Source organism: Pseudobutyrivibrio ruminis HUN009 (genome assembly GCF_000703005.1).
Classification (GTDB): Bacteria; Bacillota; Clostridia; order Lachnospirales; family Lachnospiraceae; genus Pseudobutyrivibrio; species Pseudobutyrivibrio ruminis_A.
Map to the genome: position 1 here is coordinate 1,882,629 of NZ_JNLH01000001.1, position 25,325 is coordinate 1,907,953.

The 25,325-nt window shown below is 38.6% G+C and carries 23 protein-coding genes and 1 pseudogene; 22 read left to right on the forward strand and 2 right to left on the reverse strand.

Going from position 1 to position 25,325, the window contains the following annotated elements:
• Window positions 1-4: 4 nt before the first annotated feature.
• The 4 genes from BO15_RS0108445 to sdaAA are packed head-to-tail and all read left to right on the forward strand — an operon-like array spanning window position 5 to window position 3,144.
• Window positions 5-601, forward strand: coding sequence for an AAA family ATPase (locus BO15_RS0108445; RefSeq protein WP_033153925.1), 597 nt, complete (start codon window positions 5-7; stop codon window positions 599-601).
• Entirely contained in the window at window positions 598-1,596 is a 999-nt protein-coding gene (locus BO15_RS0108450) for an asparaginase (protein WP_033153926.1), read from the forward strand. The genes BO15_RS0108445 and BO15_RS0108450 overlap by 4 nt, the downstream gene beginning before the upstream one ends.
• A gap of 11 nt (window positions 1,597-1,607) precedes the next feature.
• On the forward strand, window positions 1,608-2,267 hold the full coding sequence (gene sdaAB / locus BO15_RS0108455) for an L-serine ammonia-lyase, iron-sulfur-dependent subunit beta (protein WP_033153927.1): 660 nt from the start codon (window positions 1,608-1,610) through the stop codon (window positions 2,265-2,267).
• A 10-nt stretch (window positions 2,268-2,277) separates the two neighbouring features.
• Entirely contained in the window at window positions 2,278-3,144 is an 867-nt protein-coding gene (sdaAA, locus tag BO15_RS0108460; protein ID WP_033153928.1) for an L-serine ammonia-lyase, iron-sulfur-dependent, subunit alpha, read from the forward strand.
• A 700-nt stretch (window positions 3,145-3,844) separates the two neighbouring features.
• Here sdaAA and BO15_RS0108465 read toward each other — a convergent pair.
• Entirely contained in the window at window positions 3,845-5,068 is a 1,224-nt protein-coding gene (locus BO15_RS0108465) for an argininosuccinate synthase (RefSeq protein ID WP_033153929.1), read from the reverse strand.
• A gap of 262 nt (window positions 5,069-5,330) precedes the next feature.
• Between BO15_RS0108465 and argC the strand changes: the two genes are divergently transcribed.
• Genes argC through BO15_RS0108490 form a run of 5 tightly spaced genes read left to right on the forward strand, consistent with a single transcriptional unit; the run spans window position 5,331 to window position 10,249 of the window.
• Window positions 5,331-6,383: an N-acetyl-gamma-glutamyl-phosphate reductase gene (gene argC, locus BO15_RS0108470; RefSeq protein ID WP_033153930.1), complete on the forward strand. Its 1,053-nt coding sequence runs from the start codon at window positions 5,331-5,333 to the stop codon at window positions 6,381-6,383.
• A gap of 18 nt (window positions 6,384-6,401) precedes the next feature.
• A complete protein-coding gene (locus BO15_RS0108475) occupies window positions 6,402-6,902 on the forward strand; it encodes a GNAT family N-acetyltransferase (protein ID WP_242843762.1) in 501 nt (166 codons plus the stop codon).
• 12 nt (window positions 6,903-6,914) lie between these two features.
• Window positions 6,915-8,138, forward strand: coding sequence for a bifunctional ornithine acetyltransferase/N-acetylglutamate synthase (gene argJ / locus BO15_RS0108480; RefSeq protein ID WP_033153931.1), 1,224 nt, complete (start codon window positions 6,915-6,917; stop codon window positions 8,136-8,138).
• A gap of 22 nt (window positions 8,139-8,160) precedes the next feature.
• Window positions 8,161-9,057, forward strand: coding sequence for an acetylglutamate kinase (argB, locus tag BO15_RS0108485; protein ID WP_033153932.1), 897 nt, complete (start codon window positions 8,161-8,163; stop codon window positions 9,055-9,057).
• The gene (locus BO15_RS0108490) at window positions 9,050-10,249 is read left to right on the forward strand and encodes an aspartate aminotransferase family protein (RefSeq protein ID WP_033153933.1); all 1,200 of its coding nucleotides are present in this window, start codon (window positions 9,050-9,052) and stop codon (window positions 10,247-10,249) included. Before argB ends, BO15_RS0108490 begins: the two co-directional genes overlap by 8 nt.
• A gap of 14 nt (window positions 10,250-10,263) precedes the next feature.
• Here BO15_RS0108490 and BO15_RS13250 read toward each other — a convergent pair whose 3' ends face one another.
• A complete protein-coding gene (locus tag BO15_RS13250) occupies window positions 10,264-10,776 on the reverse strand; it encodes a SprT-like domain-containing protein (protein ID WP_052169858.1) in 513 nt (170 codons plus the stop codon).
• A gap of 96 nt (window positions 10,777-10,872) precedes the next feature.
• On the opposite strand from BO15_RS13250, the pseudogene BO15_RS0108500 reads away from it, so the two are divergent.
• The 13 genes and pseudogenes from BO15_RS0108500 to holA all read left to right on the forward strand — a co-directional run.
• Window positions 10,873-11,556: pseudogene (locus tag BO15_RS0108500) on the forward strand (DNA/RNA non-specific endonuclease); the annotation flags it as partial.
• A 174-nt stretch (window positions 11,557-11,730) separates the two neighbouring features.
• Window positions 11,731-12,303: a ComEA family DNA-binding protein gene (locus tag BO15_RS0108505; RefSeq protein ID WP_052169859.1), complete on the forward strand. Its 573-nt coding sequence runs from the start codon at window positions 11,731-11,733 to the stop codon at window positions 12,301-12,303.
• 21 nt (window positions 12,304-12,324) lie between these two features.
• Window positions 12,325-13,023: a response regulator transcription factor gene (locus BO15_RS0108510; RefSeq protein ID WP_033153935.1), complete on the forward strand. Its 699-nt coding sequence runs from the start codon at window positions 12,325-12,327 to the stop codon at window positions 13,021-13,023.
• Window positions 13,024-13,035: 12 nt separating this feature from the next.
• The gene (locus BO15_RS0108515; protein ID WP_033153936.1) at window positions 13,036-14,472 is read left to right on the forward strand and encodes a sensor histidine kinase; all 1,437 of its coding nucleotides are present in this window, start codon (window positions 13,036-13,038) and stop codon (window positions 14,470-14,472) included.
• Window positions 14,472-15,464: a GerMN domain-containing protein gene (locus BO15_RS0108520; RefSeq protein WP_052169860.1), complete on the forward strand. Its 993-nt coding sequence runs from the start codon at window positions 14,472-14,474 to the stop codon at window positions 15,462-15,464. Before BO15_RS0108515 ends, BO15_RS0108520 begins: the two co-directional genes overlap by 1 nt.
• Before the next feature lie 16 nt (window positions 15,465-15,480).
• Window positions 15,481-17,796, forward strand: coding sequence for a DNA internalization-related competence protein ComEC/Rec2 (locus BO15_RS0108525; RefSeq protein WP_033153937.1), 2,316 nt, complete (start codon window positions 15,481-15,483; stop codon window positions 17,794-17,796).
• 532 nt (window positions 17,797-18,328) lie between these two features.
• Window positions 18,329-19,120 (forward strand): hypothetical protein, encoded by a 792-nt coding sequence (locus BO15_RS0108530; RefSeq protein ID WP_033153938.1) that lies wholly within the window; start codon window positions 18,329-18,331, stop codon window positions 19,118-19,120.
• A 116-nt stretch (window positions 19,121-19,236) separates the two neighbouring features.
• A complete protein-coding gene (locus tag BO15_RS0108535) occupies window positions 19,237-20,316 on the forward strand; it encodes a lysozyme inhibitor LprI family protein (RefSeq protein WP_052169861.1) in 1,080 nt (359 codons plus the stop codon).
• Between the two features lie 7 nt (window positions 20,317-20,323).
• The gene (locus tag BO15_RS0108540; RefSeq protein WP_033153939.1) at window positions 20,324-20,809 is read left to right on the forward strand and encodes an NUDIX hydrolase; all 486 of its coding nucleotides are present in this window, start codon (window positions 20,324-20,326) and stop codon (window positions 20,807-20,809) included.
• 60 nt (window positions 20,810-20,869) lie between these two features.
• On the forward strand, window positions 20,870-21,151 hold the full coding sequence (locus BO15_RS0108545; RefSeq protein ID WP_033153940.1) for a hypothetical protein: 282 nt from the start codon (window positions 20,870-20,872) through the stop codon (window positions 21,149-21,151).
• 364 nt (window positions 21,152-21,515) lie between these two features.
• A complete protein-coding gene (thrS, locus tag BO15_RS0108550) occupies window positions 21,516-23,285 on the forward strand; it encodes a threonine--tRNA ligase (protein ID WP_033153941.1) in 1,770 nt (589 codons plus the stop codon).
• A 48-nt stretch (window positions 23,286-23,333) separates the two neighbouring features.
• Window positions 23,334-24,245: a radical SAM protein gene (locus BO15_RS0108555; protein WP_033154806.1), complete on the forward strand. Its 912-nt coding sequence runs from the start codon at window positions 23,334-23,336 to the stop codon at window positions 24,243-24,245.
• Between the two features lie 68 nt (window positions 24,246-24,313).
• Window positions 24,314-25,294: a DNA polymerase III subunit delta gene (gene holA / locus BO15_RS0108560; protein ID WP_033153942.1), complete on the forward strand. Its 981-nt coding sequence runs from the start codon at window positions 24,314-24,316 to the stop codon at window positions 25,292-25,294.
• Window positions 25,295-25,325: the final 31 nt, after the last annotated feature.

Consider the following 25,325-nt stretch of genomic DNA (forward strand, 5'->3'; position numbering starts at 1 on the left):
GCGTATGAAAAACATAATTACAATCAGCCGTCAGTTTGGTGCTGGCGGCGGAACAATCGGCAAAGAAGTAGCTGAGCGTTTGGGCTACTATTACTGTGATAAGGATATGATTATCAGAGCAGCAATCGAATCAGGTAATCTTAGTCCTGAAGAAGTTAGATACTTTGATGAGAAGGTACCAAGAGAGTTTGGCTTGGGACAGAGTTTATTTGATTTCTACAACAAGCCACTTGATGAGCGTCTTTACAATGCTCAAAAGGAAGCAATCAGAAAGGTTGCTGAAAAAGGCAATTGTGTAATAGTCGGCAGAAATGCCAACATCATTCTTAAGGAATTTGATCATTCTCTTCATGTATTCGTTTCAGGTACAGAGCACTTCCGTGTGAAGCGAATGATGGAGAAAATGCCAGGCACCACAGAGGAAAAGGTTCGCGAGGAGCTTCACAATGTGGATAAGGCAAGAAAGAAATACTGCAAGCACTATACAGGAACAGAATTCGGCAATGCCGAGTTTTATGATTTGTGCTTAAAGAGCTCAACACTTGGGCTTGAAAAATGCGTTGATATCATTTGTGATACAGCGAAGGAGATAAATCATTGAGTAGGAACATACTTATTATTAATACTGGCGGAACTTTGTCTTCTGTAATGAAGGAAAGTGGCTTGGCACCAGGACTTTCAACACAGGATATGAAACGTGAACTTCACGTGGTGTCAGGTGATATTAATTTTGAAATAGAAGATTTTATGGCTGTTGATAGTGCTAATATTTTCCCTGAGGATTGGAGTAAGTTGGCTGAGCATATAGGCAAATTGCGCAACGATTACGACGGAATTGTTGTAATCCACGGAACAGATACACTTGCATATACATCATCTATGCTTTCTTTTATGCTTCAAAACATAAACATTCCGGTTGTAATTACTGGCTCACAGCTTTCTATTACAAACCCTATAGCAGATGCTATGGAAAACCTGCGTTGTGCCATTCATATGGCAGCAAGTGGCAGAGCAGGAGTGTTTGTTGCATTCAATAGAAAGGTTATGCTTGGATGCAGAGCATCAAAGGTTCGTTCCCTTAGCTTTGATGCTTTCGAGAGCATCAACTATCCAAATGTAGCTGAAATCAGCTCCCTTGGAATGAATATTGACGATAGCACAATACCTGTTAGAAACGGTGTATTCCATTTGGAAAACAATTATTCTACAGAAGTTTGTATGCTGAAAATGTTCCCAGGCATTCATAGAAGCCTTGTTGAATCAATCGCTGCGCAGGGATATAAGGGACTTTACATTGAGGCATTTGGAATTGGTGGCATGCCATTTTTGAAGCATGATTTTATCAGCACAATCGAGAAGGTTATTGCTGATGGTATGACTGTTGTAGTTGGTACTCAGTGTAGATACGAAGGCTCAAAGATGGATGTTTACGAGACTGGTAAGAGAGCTCTCGAAAGCGGAGTACTCCAGGCTCAGGATATGACAAGTGAAGCGGCCCTTACAAAGCTTATGTGGATTCTTGGTAAGACGAGCAATCCATCTGAAATAAAGGATTATTTTTCTTTAAATATTGCCGGTGAGCTTAAAAATTATTAGGAGATTTTTTAATGAATCTATTTGATATTATTGGACCGGTTATGGTAGGTCCTTCCAGCTCTCATACAGCAGGAGCAGCCAAAATTGGAAATGTTTGTAATAAACTAATGGCAGAAAAAATCGAAAGTGCAGAGATTTTTTTGCATGGTTCTTTTGCAGAAACAGGCAAAGGTCATGGTACTGATAAAGCCATAGTAGGTGGCCTGTTAGGTATGGCTTGTGACGATGAAAGGTTACCAGAAAGCTTTGATGTAGCACAGGAGATGGGCTTTAAATTCACAATTCAGGCAGCTGATTTAGGTGATGTTCACCCTAACACTGCAAAGGTAATCATGCATGGCGTTTCAGGTCATAGCCTGGAAGTAGTTGCATCATCCATCGGTGGTGGACGTATTCAGGTAGTTATGCTTGATGGAGTGAAGGCCAACTTCTCCGGAGAAAGCCCTACACTTATAGTTCATAATGTTGATAAGCCAGGATACATTACTGAGGTTACAAGACTTCTTGGTATAGAACATATTAATATTGCCACTATGCAGCTCTATCGTAAAAAGCGTGGTGGAGAAGCTGTTATGGTAATTGAGTGTGATGAATGTGTACCAGATAGCACAATCAAAGAATTAGAAAAACTAGAAGGTATTATGAAGGTTTCATATTACTGTCCAGAGTAGAGGATTATAGATGTTTGATTCAGTAGAAGAGATTTGTAAATTAGAAGAGAATAGCGGAGTTTCTTTCTGGAAGATAGTTCAGCAGGACGATTACAAAGAACGCGCAGTTTCAGAGGAAGAATCCTTTGAAAATATGAAGCGCATGTACACAGCAATGAAGGAGTCTGCCCTTAATTACGACAAGACAGTGAAAAGCAACAGCGGCTTAGTAGGCGGTGAGGCAGGTCTTCTTAGAGAATACCTTGACAGTGGTAATGCTTTAGTTGGAGATTTTGCAGGCCGTGTTATGGAATTAGCTCTTCGTGTTGCTGAGGGTAATGCATGTATGAAACGAATTGTTGCTGCACCTACAGCCGGTTCATGTGGAGTTGTTCCAGCAGTATTTATAGCAGCCCAGGAGAAATTAGGACTTACTGATGAAAAGATGACAGAGGCTCTTTTTGTAGCAGCAGGAGTTGGTGAGGTAATAGCAGCTAGAGCATCACTTGCCGGTGCTGAAGGTGGCTGTCAGGCGGAAATCGGAGCAGCCAGCTCAATGGCAGCAGCAGGACTTGTATATCTTCAGGGAGGTAATGGCAGAAAGAGTGCTAATGCGGCAGCACTTGCTCTAAAAAACCTTCTTGGTCTTGCATGCGATCCTGTAGCAGGCCTGGTAGAGGTTCCATGTGTTAAACGAAATGTTTGTGGTGCTATGAATGCAGTTACATCAGCAGAGCTTACTATGGCTGGTATTGAAAGTCGAATTCCTGCAGATGAAGTGTTTGATGCCATGAGCGCTGTTGGAAAGGATATGAATCCTAATATAAAGGAAACTGGTAAAGGTGGAGTCGCTGGAACAGTAACTGGACAGAAAATTAAGGATGCTTTAACACATTAAATTAAACTACTATGTGGAAGGAGTAGCTAACATGGGTAATCAAATGCAAGGTCTTTATGACCCATCTTTTCAGATTACGAGTCAGCCCTCCAAGACGTAGAGTAAAACAGCTACCCCAGGCCACCCCAACGGGGGCCAGAGCCCCAGGGAGCCAGGGTATCATTGGAGCAGATTTATAGATTATCTTAATGTGTAAAGTCGCCCATATGTAGGTGTACTTACGAAGCTTTTACTATTCGAAGGTAATGTATGGGTGGGACGGACAATGTAGTTTATATAATCATCTAGTCTTAACTAGTCTTTGTATTATTACTTTTGCTACTTCGCTCACCAAGAAAAAATAAAAAAGAGATATTTGTATAAATTGGCACCGTGGCACATTCAACGTCCTGTTTCAAGTGACCACTGCTGCCGCCGTCCTAGCGGCAGCTGCCAATTCATATCAAATATCTCTTTTTATTTTTCTAAGTTCACTCCAAAGCAAATAGTAATAAATACAAAGCTAGTTTAAGACTGATGATTACTAAGTGTAGTGTTTGTCCGTCTCCACCCATACCTTATCGATAGAATTGTAAAACTTTGTAAGAACACCTACTAATAAATATGGGCGACTACACATTTAGATAATCATAAATCTGCGACGTACCCTGGCGCCCTGGGGCTCTGGACCACGTTGGGGTGGCCTGGGGGTATCTATGTTTTACTTAGTCTTTTGGTTTTCGGCAAGCTTCATGGCGCGGACCTTAAGTGGGAGGCCCCAAAGTGTGATGAAGCCTTCGGCGTCGTGGTGATCGTAAAGGTCGCCAGTTGTGAAGGATGCAAGTGACTCTGAGTATAGAGAGTATGGAGAAGTTGTTCCGGCCTTGATGATGTTGCCTTTGTAGAGCTTGAACTTAACTTCGCCTGTTACGTATTCTTGTGTTGATTTTACGAATGCCTGGATGGCGTCGCAAAGAGGTGTGAACCATTTGCCTTCGTAGCATACCTGTGCAAGCTTGGCACCCATTTCTTTTTTCATTTCCATTGTCGCGCGGTCGAGACAAAGCTCTTCAAGCTGAGCGTGTGCCTCCATGAGGATAGTGCCGCCTGGTGTCTCATATACGCCACGAGATTTCATACCTACAACACGGTTTTCTACTATATCTACAATACCAACCCCGTTTCTACCACCAATTTCATTTAATTCTTTGATGATATCTGATACCTTCATTTTCTTTCCATTTACTGATGCTGGAACACCCTTTTCGAATGTCATTGTGACATATTCTGGCTTGTCTGGAGCCTTCTCAGGTGGAGTAGTGAGCATTAAAAGATGATCGTAGTTTGGCTCCTTAGATGGATCTTCAAGCTCAAGTCCTTCGTGGCTGATGTGCCAGAGATTTCTGTCACGGCTGTAAGACTGGTCTGTAGAGAATGGAAGATTAATGCCGTGAGCCTTACAGTAGTCGATTTCATCCTGACGAGACTGAAGCTTCCACTTATCACTTCTCCATGGAGCAATTACTTTGATGTCTGGTGCAAGGGCTTTGATGCCAAGCTCGAAACGAATTTGATCGTTTCCTTTTCCTGTAGCACCATGGCAGATTGCAACAGCACCTTCTTTTCTAGCAATTTCTACAAGCTTTGCAGCAATACCTGGACGAGCCATAGCAGTTCCAAGTAAGTATTTGTTTTCGTAAATAGCACCTGCCTGTACACAAGGTATGATGTAGTTGTCGCAGAAATCGTCAACAATATCTTCTATATATAATTTAGAAGCGCCAGATGCTTTTGCTCTTTCTGAAAGGCCATCCAATTCCTCGCCCTGTCCGCAATCGATACAGCAGCAGATTACTTCGTATCCATAGTTTTCCTTAAGCCATGGAATGATAGCTGTGGTATCAAGACCACCTGAATATGCAAGTACAACTTTTTCCTGTGCCATAATGTATATCTCCTTTTGAATTTATTGTTCTATAGTCTGAAAATACTGTACTACAATAAAGTAATAAATTCAAGGGTTATTTATACATGAAAAAAGCATAAAAATAAATTTAGTTAATTTTAACGTTGAAATACCGAAATAATTAATGTATATTTATGCAATATTAATTCATATTTTTACGCTACAACACTTTACTTCGTGAAAGTAAAGTTATACAATGAATGCAGTTGTACAAAAATAACAGAGAAGGAAATGCATAATTATGATTAAAGTAGGTATTATCGGTGCTACAGGATATGCTGGAGCAGAAATAGTAAGAATTCTATATAGTCATCCAGAGGCTGAAATCGTATGGTATGGTTCACGTTCATATGTGGATGAGAGATTTGCTTCTATATATAAGAACATGTTCACTTTGGTGGAAGATAAATGCTTGGATGATAATATTCTTGAGCTTTCAAAGCAAGTAGATGTTATTTTTACAGCAACCCCTCAGGGATATTTAGCAGGTGTTCTTACAGAAGAAATTCTTAGCAATTGTAAAGTAATCGATTTATCTGCTGATTATCGTATTAAGGATGTTGCTACATATGAAAAGTGGTATGGCATTGAGCACAAGAGCCCTCAGTTTATTGAGGAAGCAGTATACGGATTATGCGAAATCAATAGAGATAAGGAAGTAGGAGCAAGACTTATTGCAAATCCTGGTTGCTACACAACATGCTCGATACTTACAGCTTATCCACTTGTAAAGGCAGGTCTTATTGATCCTACATCAATTATTATTGATGCAAAGTCAGGAACCAGTGGTGCAGGCAGAGGAGCAAAGCTTCCTAATCTATATTGCGAGGTAAATGAAAGCATTAAGGCATATGGAGTTACATCACATCGCCACACACCTGAAATCGAAGAACAGCTTGGTTATGCATGTGGGCAGGAGATTATGATTAATTTCACACCACACCTTGTTCCTATGAATAGAGGCATTCTTGTTACAGAATATGCAACTCTTATTAAAAAGGACGGGAAGCTTCCTACAGAAGAGCAGGTTATGAAGGCTTATCACGACATGTATGATGATGAGTTCTTTGTGAGAGTTCTTGAATATGGCGAGTGTCCTGAAACAAAGTGGGTTGAAGGAAGTAATTTTGTAGATGTTAGCTGCAAGATTGATGAAAGAACAGGCCGAATCGTTATGATGGGTGCTCTTGATAATCTTGTTAAGGGCGCTGCAGGGCAGGCTGTTCAGAACATGAATATTATTTTTGGTTTAGATGAAAAGATGGGACTTGATTTTGCACCAATGTTCCCATAGGTAATAGGGGTAGTAAGTATGGTTGTACAGGAAAATTTTAAGATCTCAATGGATTTAGGTGTATATACAGAGTATCAAATTCGCACCATGGAAGAGTCTGATTATAAAGAGGTTTATGAACTTTGGACAACAATTCATGGATTTGCAATGCGAAGCCTGGATGATTCAAAAGATGGAATCTTAAAGTTCATAAAAAGGAATCCAAATACATCTGTAGTGGCGGTGGTTGATGGCAAAATAGTTGGTTCTATTCTTGCTGGACATGATGGTCGCCATGGAAGCTTTTATCATGTTTGTGTTCATGAGGATTATCGCAAACACGGTATAGGAAAAGCTATGGTTACATCGGCAATGGTTCGTCTGAAAAACGAAGGAATCAATAAGGTTCAGCTGGTTGCCTTTTCTGGAAATGAAATTGGAAATCATTTTTGGCATGCAGAGGGATGGAGAGAGCGCGGAGATTACAACACATACGATTTCGTTTTAAATGACGAGAATATAATCAAATTTAATAGTTAAGGAGTACATATAATGAAGGTTATAGATGGTGGCATAACAGCGGCACAAGGTTTTGAGGCAGCAAGCACAGCAGCAGGGATTAAATATCAGGGACGTACTGACATGGCAATGGTTTATTCAAAGGTGCCATGTGTATCTGCTGGAACATTCACAACTAATGTGGTTAAGGCAGCTTGCGTCCAGTGGGATATGAAAATTGTAAAATCTGACAAGCCAGTTCAGGCTGTAGTTATAAATTCAGGTATTGCAAATGCCTGTACAGGTCAGGAAGGCTTTAATGCATGTGAAGCTACAGCAAGAGGTGTTCAGGAGGTCCTTGGTGTACCTTACGATACTGTAGCAGTGGCATCTACTGGTGTAATCGGAATGCAGCTTCCTGTTGATAAGCTTGTGGCTGGGGTAAAAGCTATGGCACCAAAGCTTGATGGAAGTGTAAATGCAGGAACAGAAGCATCAAAGGCAATCATGACTACTGATACTGTAAATAAGGAGATTGCAGTTTCATTTGAGATAGATGGTGTGGAAGTAAAGCTTGGCGGAATGAGCAAAGGCTCAGGAATGATTCATCCTAATATGTGTACAATGCTTGCTTTCCTTGGCACAGATCTTGATATTGAAAAGGAGCTTCTGCAGGAAGCAGTCAGCGATGTGGTTGCAGATAGCTTTAACATGATTACAGTTGATGGAGACACATCCACAAATGATACACTTATCTGCATGGCAAATGGCTTGGCCGGCAACAAGAAAATCATTGATAAAGGTAAGGACTACGAGACATTCAAAGAAGCACTTTCATATGTTTGTACTAGTCTTGCTAAAACAATGGCTGCCGATGGAGAGGGAGCAAGCAAATTATTTGAAGCAACCATCGTAAATGCCAAGTCGAAAGAAGATGCAAAGACATTGGCACGTGCGATAGTTGGTTCAAATCTTTCAAAAGCTGCAATCTTTGGATGTGATGCAAACTTTGGTCGTTTCCTTTGTGCAATGGGATATTCTGGAGCAGACTTTGACCAGAATGACGTGGAGCTTTTCTTTAAGAGTGCAAATGGAGAGTTAAAGGTTTTTGATAAGGGAACACCTATTGTATTTGATGAGGAAGAGGCCCTTAAAATTATGAAAGCTGATGCTGTTACAGTATTTGTAGATATGCATGAAGGTGATGCAGAGGCTACAGCATGGGGCTGTGATTTGACCTATGATTACGTAAAGATTAATGCAGATTATCGCTCATAATAAAAACTGGGAGGACAACACAATGGACAAGAGCATGTTAGCTGTTATGGACAAGGCAGAGGTTTTAATTGAAGCATTACCATATATTCAGCGTTTTAATCGAAAGATAATTGTTGTTAAATATGGCGGAAGTGCCATGATTGACGAAGAGCTCAAAAAGCAGGTTATTCAGGATGTTACTTTGCTTAAGCTTGTTGGATTCAAGCCAATCATCGTTCACGGTGGTGGTAAGGAAATCAGCCGTTGGGTTGAAAAGACAGGAATGGAGCCCGAATTTATTAATGGTCTTCGTAAAACAGATGAAGCCACAATGGAAATTGCAGAGATGGTTTTAAACAAGGTTAACAAATCACTTGTTCAGAACGTCCAATCCCTGGGAGTAAATGCAGTTGGTGTATCAGGAAAGGACGGCGGCCTTTTGAAGGTTCAGAAGAAGCTTTCTGATGGCCAGGATATTGGTTTTGTAGGAGAAATCACTGAGGTGAATCCAAAGATAATTATGGATTTACTTGAAAATGATTTTCTCCCAATCGTTTGTCCTATTGGAATGGATGAGAACTTTGTTACTTACAATATCAACGCAGATGATGCTGCATGTGCTATCGCAAAAGCGGTAAATGCCGAGAAGCTTGCTTTTCTTACAGATATTGAAGGAGTTTATAAGGATAAGGATGATCCAGATTCACTAATTTCTGAGCTGACTGTTGAGGAAGCCAAGGACTTGATTGGTGATGGATATATTGGCGGAGGAATGCTTCCAAAGCTTAACAATTGCATCGAAGCTATTGAACAGGGAGTTAGTCGTGTGCATATTTTGGATGGAAGAATAGCACATTGTCTTCTTCTTGAAATCTTTACTAACAAGGGAATTGGAACAGCTATTATTGGAGATAAGGATACGAGGTATTACAATGAATAAGAAGGAATATATAGAGGCAGCAGATAATTGTTTATTACATGTATATAATAGATTTCCAGTTATATTTGATTATGGAAAAGGCGTGTTTTTATATGATGAGCTAGATGAGAAATATTTGGATTTCGCATCTGGAATAGGTGTTATGGCTTTTGGATATGGTAATGAAGATTATGAGGCTGCTCTTACAACTCAATTAAAACGCATTACGCATACATCAAACCTCTATTATCATGTACCTATGATAGAGGCAGCACAAAAGCTTACAAAGGCATCTGGAATGGATAAGGTTTTCTTTACAAATTCAGGGGCTGAAGCTATAGAAGGTGCTTTAAAAACTGCAAAGAAATACGCATATACGAAGAAAGGACCGGGGGATTATGAAATCATTGCCATGGAAAACTCATTCCATGGTAGAACAGTTGGTTCTCTTTCAGTAACAGGAACAGAGCATTACAGAGAGCCTTTTTATCCTTTAATGGCAGGAGTTAAATTTGCAACATTTAATGATTTTGGTAGTATTCTTGCAAATCTTAGTGATAAGACATGCGCAATTATTATGGAAACCGTTCAGGGAGAGGGCGGTCTATATCCAGCTGATGAGACTTTCCTGAAGAAAGTGCGTGAGATTTGTGATGAGGAAGATATACTTTTGATTCTCGATGAAGTTCAGTGCGGCATGGGAAGAACAGGAAGCATGTATGCATTCCAACAGTATGGAATTAAGCCTGATATTCTCACTACTGCAAAGGCTCTTGGTAATGGTGTTCCAATTGGAGCATTTGCCGTTACAGACAAGGTGGCCCAGAGCTCTCTGGAGCCGGGAGATCATGGAACAACCTATGGTGGCAATCCACTTTGTACTGCAGCAGTTTCTCAAGTGTTTGATATGTTTGAGGATTATAAACTAATCGATCATGTAAAGGAGATTACACCGTATTTGGAGCAGGTTCTTGATAATCTTGTTAATAAATACGATTTTATTACAGAACGAAGAGGTATGGGCTTGATGCAGGGACTTGTGCTTACAATTCCGGTAAAAGAGGTTGTAAGTAAAGCATTGTTAGAGCAGCATTTGGTTGTACTTTCAGCAGGCTCAGATGTGCTGCGTTTACTTCCACCTCTTGTAATAAACGAACAGGACATCGATTTGTTCAAAGAGAAGATTGAAGCAGTATTTGAGCAATTTGTGTAATCAAAAAGCAAATTTTATCCTACAGTTTTTCTAGACCAAGCTGATGCGCCACATCTGGCACATCCATAGTATCTGTAATATTTAGTGAATTTAGAGTCTCGCTTGCGGTAGATTGTGGCACCACAGTTGCCGCAAGTGAAGACATATTTTACATTCATTTCTTTACTTTCGTAGTTTTCAACGCCTTTTTCTATACCTTGAGTAACACGCTTTATATTGTAACCGTACACTTGATTTACAACTTCTGCGTAATATTTCCATTTTCCAGTATGACGCATACAGCCCTTGCAGGTATGAAGTAATTCATGAATTATAGTTTCTTTGCAGGCTGTTTCAGAAATTCTATCATCTTCTAAAAGCCTGGCTGCTATTTCTATTGAGTAGCTACCATCTGGGTTCAATTTACAAAGTCCCCAGCGAGTTTTTGCTCTAGTATTAATTTTCCAAGATGAAATGTTTCCTAATTTGATTCCAAGATGAGTAACTTCATCTATGCACTTTTCTTTTAATGTTTCAAAATCCTTCAACGTTGTATATCCTTTGATTTTTATGTCAAGTCTGATATTGGAATTGTATCATATGTTATGATTATATATAAGGCAAGACTGCGAGGAGGGACTTGAATGAGAAAGAAAAAATTATATACGATTTTGATTGTATCAGTGTTATGCATAGCAGATTATTTATACTATGGAACTAGTAATGCAGGTAATGATACAAATGATAATAATGAGATAGTAGATTATACTGATAATCCTTATACAATTGTAAATGACAATGTGCCATATTTTTCAGAGGAAGATTTGACTCGTACTGATGCTTTTGAAACATATAGTGAACTGGATTCTTTAGGCAGATGTGGAGTAGCCTATGCAAATATATGCCAGGAGCTTATGCCTACAGAAGAGCGAGGCGAAATAGGAAGTGTAAAACCTAGTGGATGGCATACTGTAAATTATCATGAATATGTAGATGGAAATTATCTTTACAATAGATGCCATCTTATTGGATACCAGCTAAGTGGTGAGAATGCCAATGAGAAGAATCTTATTACTGGCACTAGATATCTAAATGTTGAGGGAATGCTTCCTTTTGAAAATAAGGTTGCAGAATATGTAGAGGAGACAGGAAATCATGTTTTATACAGAGTGACACCTGTATTTGATGGAGATAATTTGGTGGCTTCAGGGGTTCAAATGGAGGCTTATTCAGTAGAAGATCAAGGGACAGGAGTTATGTTTAATGTATATTGTTACAATGTGCAGCCAGGAATAACTATCGACTATGCTACTGGTGAAAGCCAGCTAACTAGCGAGTCTAATGAATAGATTTATATCTATAAAAAACATTAAATTATTGAAATTATGTCAAAATTATTTTGATATTACAACATTTTGTAAAACTATTGTAATATATGAAAAAATTAGCTACAATAAGCAGGACGATATTGGAGTCTCCTACAGAGAATTATAGGAGATTACATGAAGAGATTTTTATTTATTGCTTGTTGTAGCATTTTTTTATTTACAGGATGCGGTCAAGCATCATATTTTCAATCAACGGAGCTAGTAGATTCCACAGAAGAAACACCTAAAGAGCAAGAGATGGTTGAGGAATTATTGCCGGAAACTATATTTGTTCAAGTTGCAGGTGCTGTTGAGAATCCTGATGTTTACGAATTACCAATTGGCTCCAGAGTCTATGCAGCGATAGAAGCTGCAGGTGGTCTGTTAGATTCAGCAGACGATAGCGATATTAATCAGGCATCAGTACTTGAGGACGGACAGAAGCTATACGTATATACGATAGAAGAAGCCGAGGCACTAAAGCAAGAGATGATTGCATCGTCACAGCAGGACGACGGACTTGTCAATATTAATACAGCCAGCGCCGCTGAGCTTCAGTCATTACCTGGAATTGGAGAGGCAAAAGCAAAACAAATTGTATCCTACAGAGAGGCTAACGGAGATTTTTCTTCGATAGAGGATATAAAAAATGTTTCAGGAATAGGCGATGGTATTTTCAACCAAATTAATTCACTTATCAAAATTTAGAGAATAGTATAGAGGATTGTTATGGCTAAAAAAGTTTTAGTAGTTGATGATGAAAAACTAATTGTAAAAGGAATTAGATTTTCTCTTGAGCAGGATGGTATGGAAGTGGATTGTGCTTATGATGGACAGGAGGCTCTTGATTTAGCTTCAGCCAATTCATACGATATGATTCTTCTTGACGTTATGCTTCCAAAGCTTGATGGATTTGAGGTTTGTCAAAGCATTAGAGAGTTTTCTAATGTTCCTATTGTTATGCTTACTGCTAAGGGCGATGATATGGATAAAATCCTTGGTCTTGAGTACGGCGCAGACGACTACATTACTAAGCCATTCAACATCCTTGAAGTAAAGGCGCGTATCAAAGCAATCATGAGAAGAGCAGCTTTGGGACAGCCTGTGGCAACTGATCATAAGGCAGAGGAAAACATCGTAGAGAATGGCGATTTAGTTTTAGATAAGAGCAATCGCCGTCTTACAATTCTTGGTGTTGAATATAATCTTACTTCAAAGGAATTTGACATGCTTCTTTTACTTGTCACTAATCCTAAGAAAGTATTTTCAAGAGAGGATTTGCTCCACACTATTTGGGGAGAAGACTACCCTGGTGATGAGCGAACAGTAGATGTCCATGTTAGACGTCTCAGAGAAAAAATCGAGCCAAATCCAAAGGAGCCTAAATACGTTCGCACAAAGTGGGGCGTTGGCTACTATTACATGTAAAGTGGGTTGTTAATGAAAAAGTTATTTAGTCACGGTTATTTTCGCAGTATAGGTTTTAAAATAGCATTTATTATCATTTGCGTAGGCATCATTCCATTTGTGGTTTGTGTGCCTATTTCTATGCGTGCATACGAATCAGTTTCTATCAGAACTGATGCAACAAATCTTATGGCAGAGGCCATTTCCTATAATAGCCAAATTGTAACAAGCGGTTATCTTACAGGAGACGATAATTCACTACTTGATACACAACTTAAAGCAGTAGCGGAGAGCTATAATGGTCGAATTCTAGTGGTGAATTCTGCTTTAAAGATAGTGAGAGATTCCTTCTCTGCTGACATTGGAAAGACTGTTATTTGGGAAAATATTATCTATTCAATGCAAGGTGAATCTTTGTATTACTATGATAAGCTTACCAATTATCTTATTGTTACAGTTCCTCTTACCAGTTCAGAGGGAGAGACCGTTGGTGTTTTGGTTATTAACAAATCAATGGATTACATCCTTACAAATGAAGATACTTTTCTTTCTTATATGCTAATAGGCGAGATCATTATTGTTTCTTTGACACTTATTATTGCTGTGCTTTCTCATATTCACTTTACAAAGCCAATGAAGCGCATGTCTAAGTCGTTGGATGCAATTGTTCGCGAATACACAAGCGAAATGCCAGAGGAGGATTCATTCACAGAGTTACAGGATATTTCTTCAAAGTTTAACGAAGTAATTGGAAAGCTGCACTCTATAGATGAGTCTCGTCAGGAGTTTGTTTCAAACGTATCACATGAGCTTAAAACACCACTTACCTCTATGAAGGTTTTGGCAGATTCTCTTAATGGTTCAGAAGATGTACCAATCGAAATGTACAAGGAATTCATGCTGGATATTGGTGATGAGATTGATAGAGAAAACAAGATTATCAATGACCTTCTTAGCCTTGTAAGAATGGATAAGAGTGGCGCACAGCTTAATGTTACAGCTGTAAATATCAATGAGCTTATTGAGCATATTCTAAAGAGACTTAAGCCTATTGCAGAGAAATCTGATATTGAGGTAGTTTACGAATCATTTAGACCAGTTGTAGCAGAGGTGGATGAGGTCAAGTTTACATTGGTTATCACAAATCTTGTTGAAAACGCCATTAAATACAACAACGAAGGTGGATGGGTTCATATTTCATTAAATTCAGATCACCAATTCTTCTATATCAAGGTTGAAGACAATGGTCTTGGAATCCCTGAGGACTCAGTGGAGCATATTTTTGAAAGATTTTATCGTGCAGATAAATCTCATTCTAGAGAAATCGGTGGAACAGGTCTTGGCTTGGCAATTACCAAGAGCGCTATTGCTATGCACAATGGTGAAATCAAGGTTCGCTCAAAGCTCAACGAAGGCTCTACATTTGATGTGCGAATTCCTCTGAACTACATTGAAAAGGAGGTGCACTAATGAAAAGACTACTTAGTTTAATTCTTACAATTACATTAGCCCTTTCAATGGTTTCTTGTGGTTCTAAGACTGAAAAATCTGACTATCAAATTTATTACCTTAAGTCGGATAAAGCGGGCATTGTTCCTAAGGATTATACATTCCAGTCTGATGACACAGCTGAGATGGTAGAAGAAGCTATTAACGAGCTGGCTGAATCTCCAGATGATATAGATTATATCAATACAATCCCATCAGAAGTTGAAGCAAAAAGCTGGGAGATTAATGATGGTAATCTTAGCCTATATTTAGTTGGAGGCTATGACTCATTAGATACTTACACAGAGATTCTTGTTAGAGCTGCTATCGTAAAAACGTTAGTTCAGATTGATGGTGTGGAATCTGTTTCTATCTATGTAAATGATGCGCCACTTGCTGATTCAAATGGTGATAGTGTAGGTGCAATGACAGCAGATACTTTTATTGAGGATTTTGGACAGGAGACAGACTCTCTACTTTCATCAGAACTGACTTTATATTTTGCTAGTGCGGACGGTATGTCTACGGTGGCAGAAACAAGAGAGGTTTATTACAGTCGTAATGTTACGATTGAGAGACTTGTTATAGAACAATTATTGAAGGGCCCTGATTCAGATGAGCTCCTTTCAGCGATTCCACCAGGAACAAAGCTTAATTCTATTTCTGTTTCAGAAAATGGAGTATGTATAGTCAACTTTGACGCTGCTATTGAGTCTACAGTAACAGGTGTCACTGAAAATGTTACTGTATACTCAATCGTAAACTCATTGACAGAATTGGACAATATAAAGCAGGTACAGATTTTGGTTAATGGAGATACTCCACATATCTCCAACGTGGATGTGGACTTGTCTTCGTCAATTTCTCGCAACGAGGATATTATCAACGAGCTTGTTGATCAAGAGGAAGAAGACGAAGAGCTTTATCTAGAAGATGATAGCGATTTTGACTATACCGAAACAGAAGAACAATAGTTAACAAGGAGGATATATGTTACGAGGTCGAAGACTTTGTAAGATTTCCTTGTTGATAATAATAACAATTGCTTTTAGTGTATATGGCCCCTGGGATTTCCTTGGGGTCTATACTAAAGCTGATGCAGCTGATTGTATGCCGGATGGCATCCAGGTGCAGGCTGTTGGCATGATTTATCATAAGGAAATCAAAAACGACAGTGTACTCTATTATGTAAGAAATGCTACCGTGGACTCTGAAATTGGTAGACTTTCAAATACATCTTTTATTTTCAAATTTAATTCAGATGAAATCCCAAATTATTGCAAACTAAATATAGAAGGTAAGGTTAGTCATTTTATGACTGCTAGAAATGATGGCGCTTTTGATATGAACAATTATTATCAGTCAATGGGGCTGTATTTTGAGCTGTCTAATCCTGAAATTTTAGGCTACGACTGTGGTTTATTATCAGGCAAAGATATTTTATATAAGCTTAGCAAAGCGCTTGATGGGGTTTATCACTGGGCTCTGCCAGGTGAGGAAGCGGGCTTTTTATCCAGCATCGCCATTGGTAATAAAGGGGACCTATTAGGTGATTTGCGCGAACTTTTCCAAACTGTAGGGGTGGCGCATGTGTTGGCTGTCTCTGGACTTCATGTATCTGTGGTTTGTATGTCGCTTTATAAGCTTTTGAGGCGAAGAGGAAAAAGCTTTATATGTGCTGGAAGTATTGCTGGAATTGTGGCTGTTTTTTACGGATTACTTACAGGGGGAAGTATATCTTCAGTGAGAGCGATTTGCATGTTTTTGATATTTCTTTTGGCGGATATACTCGGAGAGGCATATGATTCTCTGACAGCGCTGGCTGTTGTGGCGGATTTTCTACTCCTGGGAAATCCATTGCTTATCAGAAATGGAAGTTTTATTTTTTCCTTTGGAGCAATTCTTGGTATTTGGTATGTAGCGCTGCCTTTAAGTGGGATATATGGAAAGTATTGTAACGAAAGAAAGAAGCTTATGAAATCAGATGACGGCTTTGGAAAAGCAATTAAAAAGCCAATCCATAGAGTTATTGTTGAATATTTCGTATCTAGCTTTATTTTTTCTATTGGTATATACGGGGCCATGCTTCCCATTGTTACTCAAATGTATCATGAAACTCCGGTTTATTCTTCAATGCTTAATTTATTAATCTTGCCACTTATGCCAGTGCTGCTTGGGCTAGGGTTGTTTGGTGGCTTTCTTGGACTAATCTATTTACCATTGGGAAAGCTTATTCTGATGCCATGTCATTTTGTTATTTACATTTTTGAGATGATAGCGTCAATGTTTTCGAAACTACCAAATGCTAATGCAATCGTTGGGTATCGGGGAATTCTAAGAATTGTCATTTATTACGGGTTAATATTTTTGGCATGGCGGCTTTCTGAATTGTTTAATAGCCATATTGATGCTGAGCTAATTAATCCAAGAACCAGAATATCGTATATACGGAGTAAAATGCTTGTTACAATGGCCCTTTTCATAGTTGTTATTTGCACATGGTTCATCCCTTCTAAACAATCATTCGAAGTGGATATCTTGGATGTAGGACAGGGGGATGGAATATATATTTCTTCACAAGATGGAGTCAGGTTTTGCATTGATGGTGGAAGTACAAGCTCGGACGCGGTTGGAAAATATACCTTGATGCCTTTTCTTAAATATAAAGGAGCTAGTCATATTGATTATTGGTTTTTGTCTCATATGGATATGGATCATGTATCAGGAGTATTAGAACTACTTGAGTCTGGGTATAGAATCGATAATATTGTGCTTTCAGCAGAGATACCTAGTGACGATACTTTGAGCCAGTTACTGGAATTATGTAAAGCTAATGGAACCAATGTTCTATACATGAACCAGGGAGATAAGTGTGGTAGTAGACATCTCACATTTACTTGCGTATATCCATTTGATGGCACTTTCAGTGATGATATTAATGCACTGTCCCTGGCATTATTGATGGAGTATGACAAGGACTGTGATGGAACTGTTGATTACTCAGGATTCTTTGGAGGCGATTTAGGAGCTGAGCAAGAGATAGCTATTGCCCAGTCGGGAAATGTAGGCCATGTTGATCTTCTAAAAGTCAGCCATCATGGCAGTCGATTCAGCTCCGATTCAGAGTTTTTGTCCTTATTGTCACCTGATGTTGCTGTTATCAGTTGCGCCAAGGTAAATCGCTACGGCCATCCAGCCGCAGAAGCCGTTGAACGCATTGAGGACGCGGCTGGAACCATATATTACACCATGGACTCCGGCCGCGTGAGAGCGAGTACAGGGGGAGTTGATGTGTTTATACGGTAGTTATGCCTATTCTGGATGAGCTACTATCTATGACTTCTTGTGGGCTACTTAAGGAAAAAGCCCACAAGAACCTATAGTTGATTTTTGCGCTTAGATAGTAGGGAATGAGCTGGTTCTTACTATCTGATAGCGAAATCATTATTTAGATAGTAAGGAGCTGGCGGGTTCTTACTATCTAATAAGAAAAAAGAGTTATAGATAGTAAGCCATGACAGATTTCTTACTATCTGATGGTGAAAACATTATTTAGATAGTAAGGAACTGGTGGATTCTTACTATCTGGTAAGAAAAAAGAGTTATAGATAGTAAGCCATGACGGAAATCTTACTATCTGATGACGAAAACATTATTTAGATAGTAAGGAACTGGTGGATTCTTACTATCTAGTAAGAAAAAAGAGTTATAGATAGTAAGCCATGACAGATTTCTTACTATCTAATGAGAAAAACTAGATTTAGATAGTAGGACATGAGTGAATGCTTACTATCTTGTGGAAAAATAGTATTTTTGATAAAAGAAAGAAATTAAAAGTATGAATATAGAAGTATTAAAAGAGGAACTAACACAAATTACAGAACAGAAAAAATTTGTATTGAATGAACTATCAAATTATAGTGATCTTCTAGATAAAACTCTTGTATTGAAGAAAAGCAATGGCATTTACCAATACTATTATAGGGATGCAGATGATGATTTAGAGTATATTCCTGCAGCGGATAAGGATATAGCAAAACGTTTAGCGCAGAAAGATTATTACGAAAAAATGCTAACAAATCTTCATGGACAGGAGATGGCAATAAAAAGGTTTATATCAAAATATAATTCTGCAAGTGTCAGTAATTTGTATGAAAAGCTTTCTGATGGAAGAAAACAATTGATAAATCCTATTATCAAATCAGATGCTGATTATATTAAAGAGTGGTATGAGAAGTATTGTGGAGCACAAAATAAATATGAAAAGTTATCATCTTATACGACAAACAATGGTGAGGAAGTAAGGTCTAAATCTGAAAAGATACTTGCAGATTTGTTATATAAACACGGAGTTATTTATCAATATGAGCCTGAAATAGTTCTATATAATGGGATTAAGTGTTATCCCGATTTTGCACTATTGAACTTACGAGAAAGGAAGACTTATTTTTGGGAACATTTTGGCTTAACATCCGATAATACATATTCAGATAAAAATCTAGAAAAGATTGCAAGATATGAGAAATCTGGAATTATTTCCGGAGAAAATCTAATAATATCTACAGAGGCCTATGGAATAAATTTAGATGTGAATTTGATTGAGCATAAAATTAAGTTATTTTTGTTGTAGTTTATCTTGTGTGTAATCTAAATTAAGTAATTGTTCGGTGGTTCTTGGATGAAAAAATAAATTGTTTGTAATACAATGTCTTTAGTGATGTTGTAGACAGAAAGGGAGAATACTAGATGAAAACACAACATAAGAAAAGACAGAAAAAAAGAATTAGGACTATTTTGATAATTGACTTTGTTTTATTATTACTAGCTGGAGGTTGCATTTTCTTCATATCAAATAGAAAAGAATTAGATGATACAGCTACAGAGTTAAATGAAAATAACGAGATTCAGGTAGAGGGCTCAAAGGATTCAAGTGGTGATAATGGCAACGCTTCAGAAACTAGCGAAGATATTGATGATTCTACAATCACATTTGCAGATTTAGCGAAGTATAGCTATTCGTTTTCCAGCGGAGCTGGTGGTTGGGAAGATGATTTTGATATAGAAAAAGATGGATATTTTCATGGCAGTTATCACGATTCTGATATGGGTGATACTGGTGAAGATTATCCAGATGGCATTCGATATTATTGCGACTACGAAGGACATTTTGAGAATATTCAAAAGGTGGACGAATATACTTATAAAATGCAGATGAAGGATATTACAATTCTTAATGATGATAAGGAGTATATTTCTGATGGAGTGAAATATGTTCCACTTTCGCCATATGCCCTTAGTGGTGCAGATGAGGTTGATATTTATATGCCAGGTAAACCTGTTTCGGAAATTGATGAACAAGTACAGAGATGGTTATTTATAGACTATCAAGAGCAGCAGGATACATTAGACAATTTGGCATTAGTAAATGTAGCAGAAAATCAAGGTATTGTCAGCAGTGAGAGAATTTCTGCAAAGAAAGAAGCTGAAGGCTTCTATAATACAACAGAAAACAGCTATGATTATTATAGCGATATGCTCTCTGAAGCGTTAACTACTTCTGATATGGTTGAAATAACTTCTTCACAGGTAAGAATTAGTGATGATTGCCTCAATAATATTTGGAGAGTAATAAAGTACAACACAGATGAGGCTGAATTTAACAAGATTCTTGAAGAACAGAGGCAATGGTTAAAGGACAGAGATGCCAAAGCACAAGAGTCAGCGGACGAATATGATGGTGGTAGTTTTGCGTCTGTTGCATATAATGATACTTATGCCAGTGCCACAATGGAGCGCTGCAAAAAGTTACTGGAGTATATAGAATAGGAAAAATATGACACTTACAACTTTATGCTATTTAATAAAAGATAATAAATATTTGATGCTTCACCGCACCAAGAAGGAGCATGATATCAATGCTGGAAAATATATTGGTGTTGGTGGACATGTGGAAGAGGGGGAGTCTCCAACCGATTGCATTAAGCGAGAGGTGTTTGAAGAGACTGGATTGATACTAAATTCTGTAAAAATGCGAGGCTATATCACTTTCGTTATGGGTGATGAGACTGAGCATGCTATACTTTTCACCAGTGATGATTTCAATGGCACTTTGGCAGAATCTTGTAGCGAAGGTGAGCTGACTTGGGTTGATATTGATAAAGTGATGGACCTAAATCTTTGGGAGGGCGACAGGGCTTTCTTGAAGCTCTTAAAGAATCAGGACCAGGAAGGAAAATGTGAGTTTTTCTCACTAAAATTGGTATATGATGGTGAGGATAACCTTTTAGATACTATCTTTGAAGGACAGTATGAAAACTAATCACAGCATTTGAACAATCGCCTAATACAATGCGATCAAAATAAATTATAAGGACTAAAAATGAACGAAGAAAAACTAAAAGAATTATACGACAAGATGACACAGGTGCATGAGAAGGCTGAGAGCATATACGGCAAAGAGGGCGTGCCTTCCATGCTTAAAAATGAATATAGAAACAAGGTCTCTCAGTACAATGACATGTACGAAAACTGCCAAGATATGAAGCTTATGACTTCAAAACAAGAGACAATTGATAATCTTTTAAATCAACAGGCTGAGATTTTGAACGTAAGAATCAAATGGGAGCTTGACTGGGCAAAAAGAGTTATAGAGCGACTTTAATGAATATAATATAACCAAACTGTTTTATTGATTTAACAGTATTTTTGTGGTAGGATAAGACACGAAAAGCGATGACAGAAACAGTAGTATTTGTGAAAGCTAAGAGAGAGGACGCCTAGGCTGGAAGCGTCTAGCGGAAGCATTTATGAACACCATTCTCGAGCTGAGCGTAGAAGCCATTTGGTGAAGCGCCTCCGGGTAGTTCCGTTAAAGACAAAATGAGTGAAACACTAAGGTGGAACCGTGTATTAAAATGAATGATGCACCCTTAGGATTGCTAGAAGTAGCTTTCCTATGGGTGTTTTTTATTTTACACCCTTGGTAATGTACTAAGATTTCATTACATTTTAAAAGGAGAAAAGCAATGGTTAATTTCAAAGAAGATGAGGCATTAAACACTCTCAATCACTCATGTGCTCATATGATGGCACAGGCTGTAAAGCATCTTTATCCAAATGCTAAGTTTTGGGTTGGTCCTGTTGTAGAGGAAGGATTCTACTATGATATGGACCTTGGCGATGTTATGCTTACAGATGAGGATATCGCAAAAATCGAAAAAGAAATGAAGAAGGTCGCTAAGACAGGAGCTAAGATTTATCGTCGTGAGATTTCTAAGGCTGAGGCTTTGGAAGAGTTCAAGGACGATCCTTACAAGGTAGACCTTATCAATAATATGGACGAGAATTCAACAGTTATTTCTTGCTACGATCAGGGAGATTTCACTGATCTTTGCCGTGGACCTCACGTTGATAACGTAAAGCTTTGCCGTTACTTCAAGCTTGTTAAGCACTCTGGTGCTTATTGGAAGGGTGATGCTAACAATCAGGTACTTAACCGTGTATACGGTGTTTGCTTCCCAACACAGGAGCAGCTTGATGAGCATCTTGCACTTCTTGAGGAAGCAAAAGAGCGTGATCACAGAAAGATTGGCAAGGATATGCAGCTTTTCATGGCTGACGATTTAATTGGTAAGGGACTTCCAATGTACCTTCCAAACGGTTACACAATCTGGACAGAGCTTGAGAATTACATCCGTAATAAAGAGCGTAAGCTTGGTTACCTTCACGTTATGACACCATGCGTTGGTACAGTTCAGCTTTATCAGACATCAGGTCACTGGGATCATTACAAGGAGAACATGTTCCCAGCTATGGAAGTAGAAGGTGAGAACTTTGTCCTTCGTCCAATGAACTGCCCACATCATATGAGAATCTTTGCTAACCGTCCACACTCATACAAGGAGCTTCCAATTCGTATTGCTGAAATCGCTCACGATTTCCGTTTCGAGTCTTCAGGAACACTTAAGGGTATTGAGAGAGGACGTCACTTCTGCCAGAACGATTCACATATCTTCTGTACACAGGAGCAGATTAAGGACGAGGTTAAGGGCGTTTGTGATCTTATCTTCAGCACATACGAAGATTTCGGTATCACAGATTACAGATGTGTTCTTTCACTTCGTGATCCAGCTGATACAAAGAAGTATCACCAGGATGATGAGATGTGGAACACAGCAGAGCAGGCTCTTCGTGAGACTCTTACAGAAATCGGTATTGAGTTCACAGAGGAAATCGGCGAGGCAGCATTCTACGGACCAAAGCTTGATGTTAATGTTAAGCCAGCTATTGGTAACGAGATTACACTTTCTACATGCCAGCTTGACTTCTGCTTACCAGCTAAGTTTGATCTTACATACACAGATGCAGAGTCTAACAAGCAGACACCTGTAGTTATCCATAGAGCTATCCTTGGTTCACTTGATAGATTTATGGCTTACATTCTTGAGGAGACAAAGGGAAATCTTCCACTTTGGCTTGCACCTACACAGGTTAAGGTGCTTCCTGTAAAGAATGATGATGAAGAGCTTAATGCATATGCACAGAAGCTTGTTGATGCTCTTAACGATGCCGATGTACGTGTTGAGTTTGATACTCGTTCAGAGAAGCTTGGATACAAGATGCGTGAAGCACAGATTCAGAAGGTTCCTTATCTTGCTGTACTTGGTAAGAATGAGGAGGCTGAAGGAACAGTTTCATACAGACTTCACGGCGAGCAAGGCACTACAACAGTTTCATTTGATGAGTTTGTAGAGCTTATTGTTAATGAAATCAAGACAAAGGGTCGCAATAAATAATTAAAAGATATGGTGCCTGGTTTTTATGCCAGGCACTTTTTGTTTATTATGGAAAATATGAATGAATGTAGGCTTTGTCCTAGAGATTGTAAAGTAAATAGAACAAATTTAAAGGGAATATGTCAGGTATCTGATAAGCTTAAGATAGCCAGAATCGCCTTGCATTATTGGGAAGAACCATGTATTTCAGGGGAAAGCGGCAGCGGAGCTGTGTTTTTTTCAGGATGTAATCTTCATTGCGTGTTTTGTCAGAATGAAGAGATTAGCCATGGAAAAGTGGGCAAGGAAATCTCTGTAGAAGAGTTGGCGCGTCAGTTTGTTAAGCTCCAAAAACAAGGTGCAAACAATATAAATCTCGTAACAGGCACTCACTATATTCCACAGATTGTTCAAGCGGTGAAGCTGGCTAAAGCTGGTTTGGAAGATGGTAGTCGTCTTGAAATCCCTGTAATTTACAATACCAGTGGTTATGAGAAGGTGGAATCATTAAAGCATCTAAAAGGAATAGTGGATGTATATCTGCCTGACTTTAAATATATGGATGAAGCGTTGGCTGGAAATTATTCCCATGCATCAGATTATCCGGAAGTTGCAAAGGCTGCTATTGCTGAGATGGTTCGTCAGTGTCCATCAGTGGAGTTTGACGAGCAAGGCTTTGTTAAATCAGGTGTCATAGTTAGACAGCTTTTACTGCCAGGTCACGTAAAGGATGCAAAAGCGATTATTAAATATTTGTTTGATAATTATCATGATAGTATTTTTATCAGCATGATGAGCCAGTATACACCTATGCCTCATATAGCTTCAAAATACCCAGAATTAAATAGAAGAGTTACCAAACGTGAATACGATAGCCTTATTAATTACGCTTTGGATTTGGGCGTAGAAAATGCCTTTATACAGGATAGAAAAGTAGCGAAGGAGAGCTTTATTCCAGAGTTTTCTAACGAATGGGACTAGTTTATTGAATATTATTTCTTTTTAATATTCACTAGTAGTTAATCTGGATTTAGGCTATACTTTTACCTATGAGACGTATAGATGAAGATATTAGTTCAGGACAATTTCAAAATATATATTTGCTTTATGGTGAGGAAGACTATTTAAAGCTTCAATACAAGAATAAGCTTTTGAAGGCTCTTGTAAATGAAGGGGATAATATGAACTTCACCAAATACGAGGACAATGGCATCAACGTAGGCCAGGTTATTGATCAGGCTGAGACAATGCCATTTTTTGCTGAGCACAGAGTCATTCTTATAGAAAATAGTGGTTTCGGCAAAAAGATGCCAGAGGATTTGGGCAACTATCTATCTAGTATTCCGGATTTCACTATATTTATTTTTGTTGAGCCTTCTGCAGATAAAAGAGGAAAGCTATATAAGGCAGCAAAAGCTGCAGGTCGAGACATAGAGATGAATATGCCTAATGAAAGTGTCTTGGCTAAATGGGTTGGAGGTCAGCTCAATGCTGCTGGCAAACAAATGAAGCGAGATGCCTGGTCTCAGTTTTTGAACATGACTCACGACTCAATGGATAACATGGCTACGGAGCTTGATAAGCTTGTTTCTTATGTAGGGGATAGGAATCAGATTACTTTGGAGGACGTCAATGCTATCTGTATTGCCCGAGTCGAGACAAAGATTTTCGATATGCTAAATGCTATTTCTGCCAAGGATTTGAAAAAGACATTGGACTTGTATCAGGATATGCTTTCTGCAAAGGAACCTCCTATGAGAATCCTGACTATGATAGTTCGCCAGTTCAGACAGATGAAGGTTATTAAGGAGCTTTCAGCGTACGGCAATAATGCTGGAACTATTGCAAGCAAAGTGGGAATGCCAGATTTTGCTGTGAAGCGTACAATGCAGCTGGCTAACAATTTTTCTTCAAGGGAAATTACAAATCTATTGAATGATGCAGCTGATTTCGAAGAGCAATTTAAGACTGGTCGCTTGGATGAAAAGCTGGCTGTAGAACTTATTATTATGAAATATGCAGGTAAATAAAAGGCTCTGTCCCTATGCATGGGACAGAGCT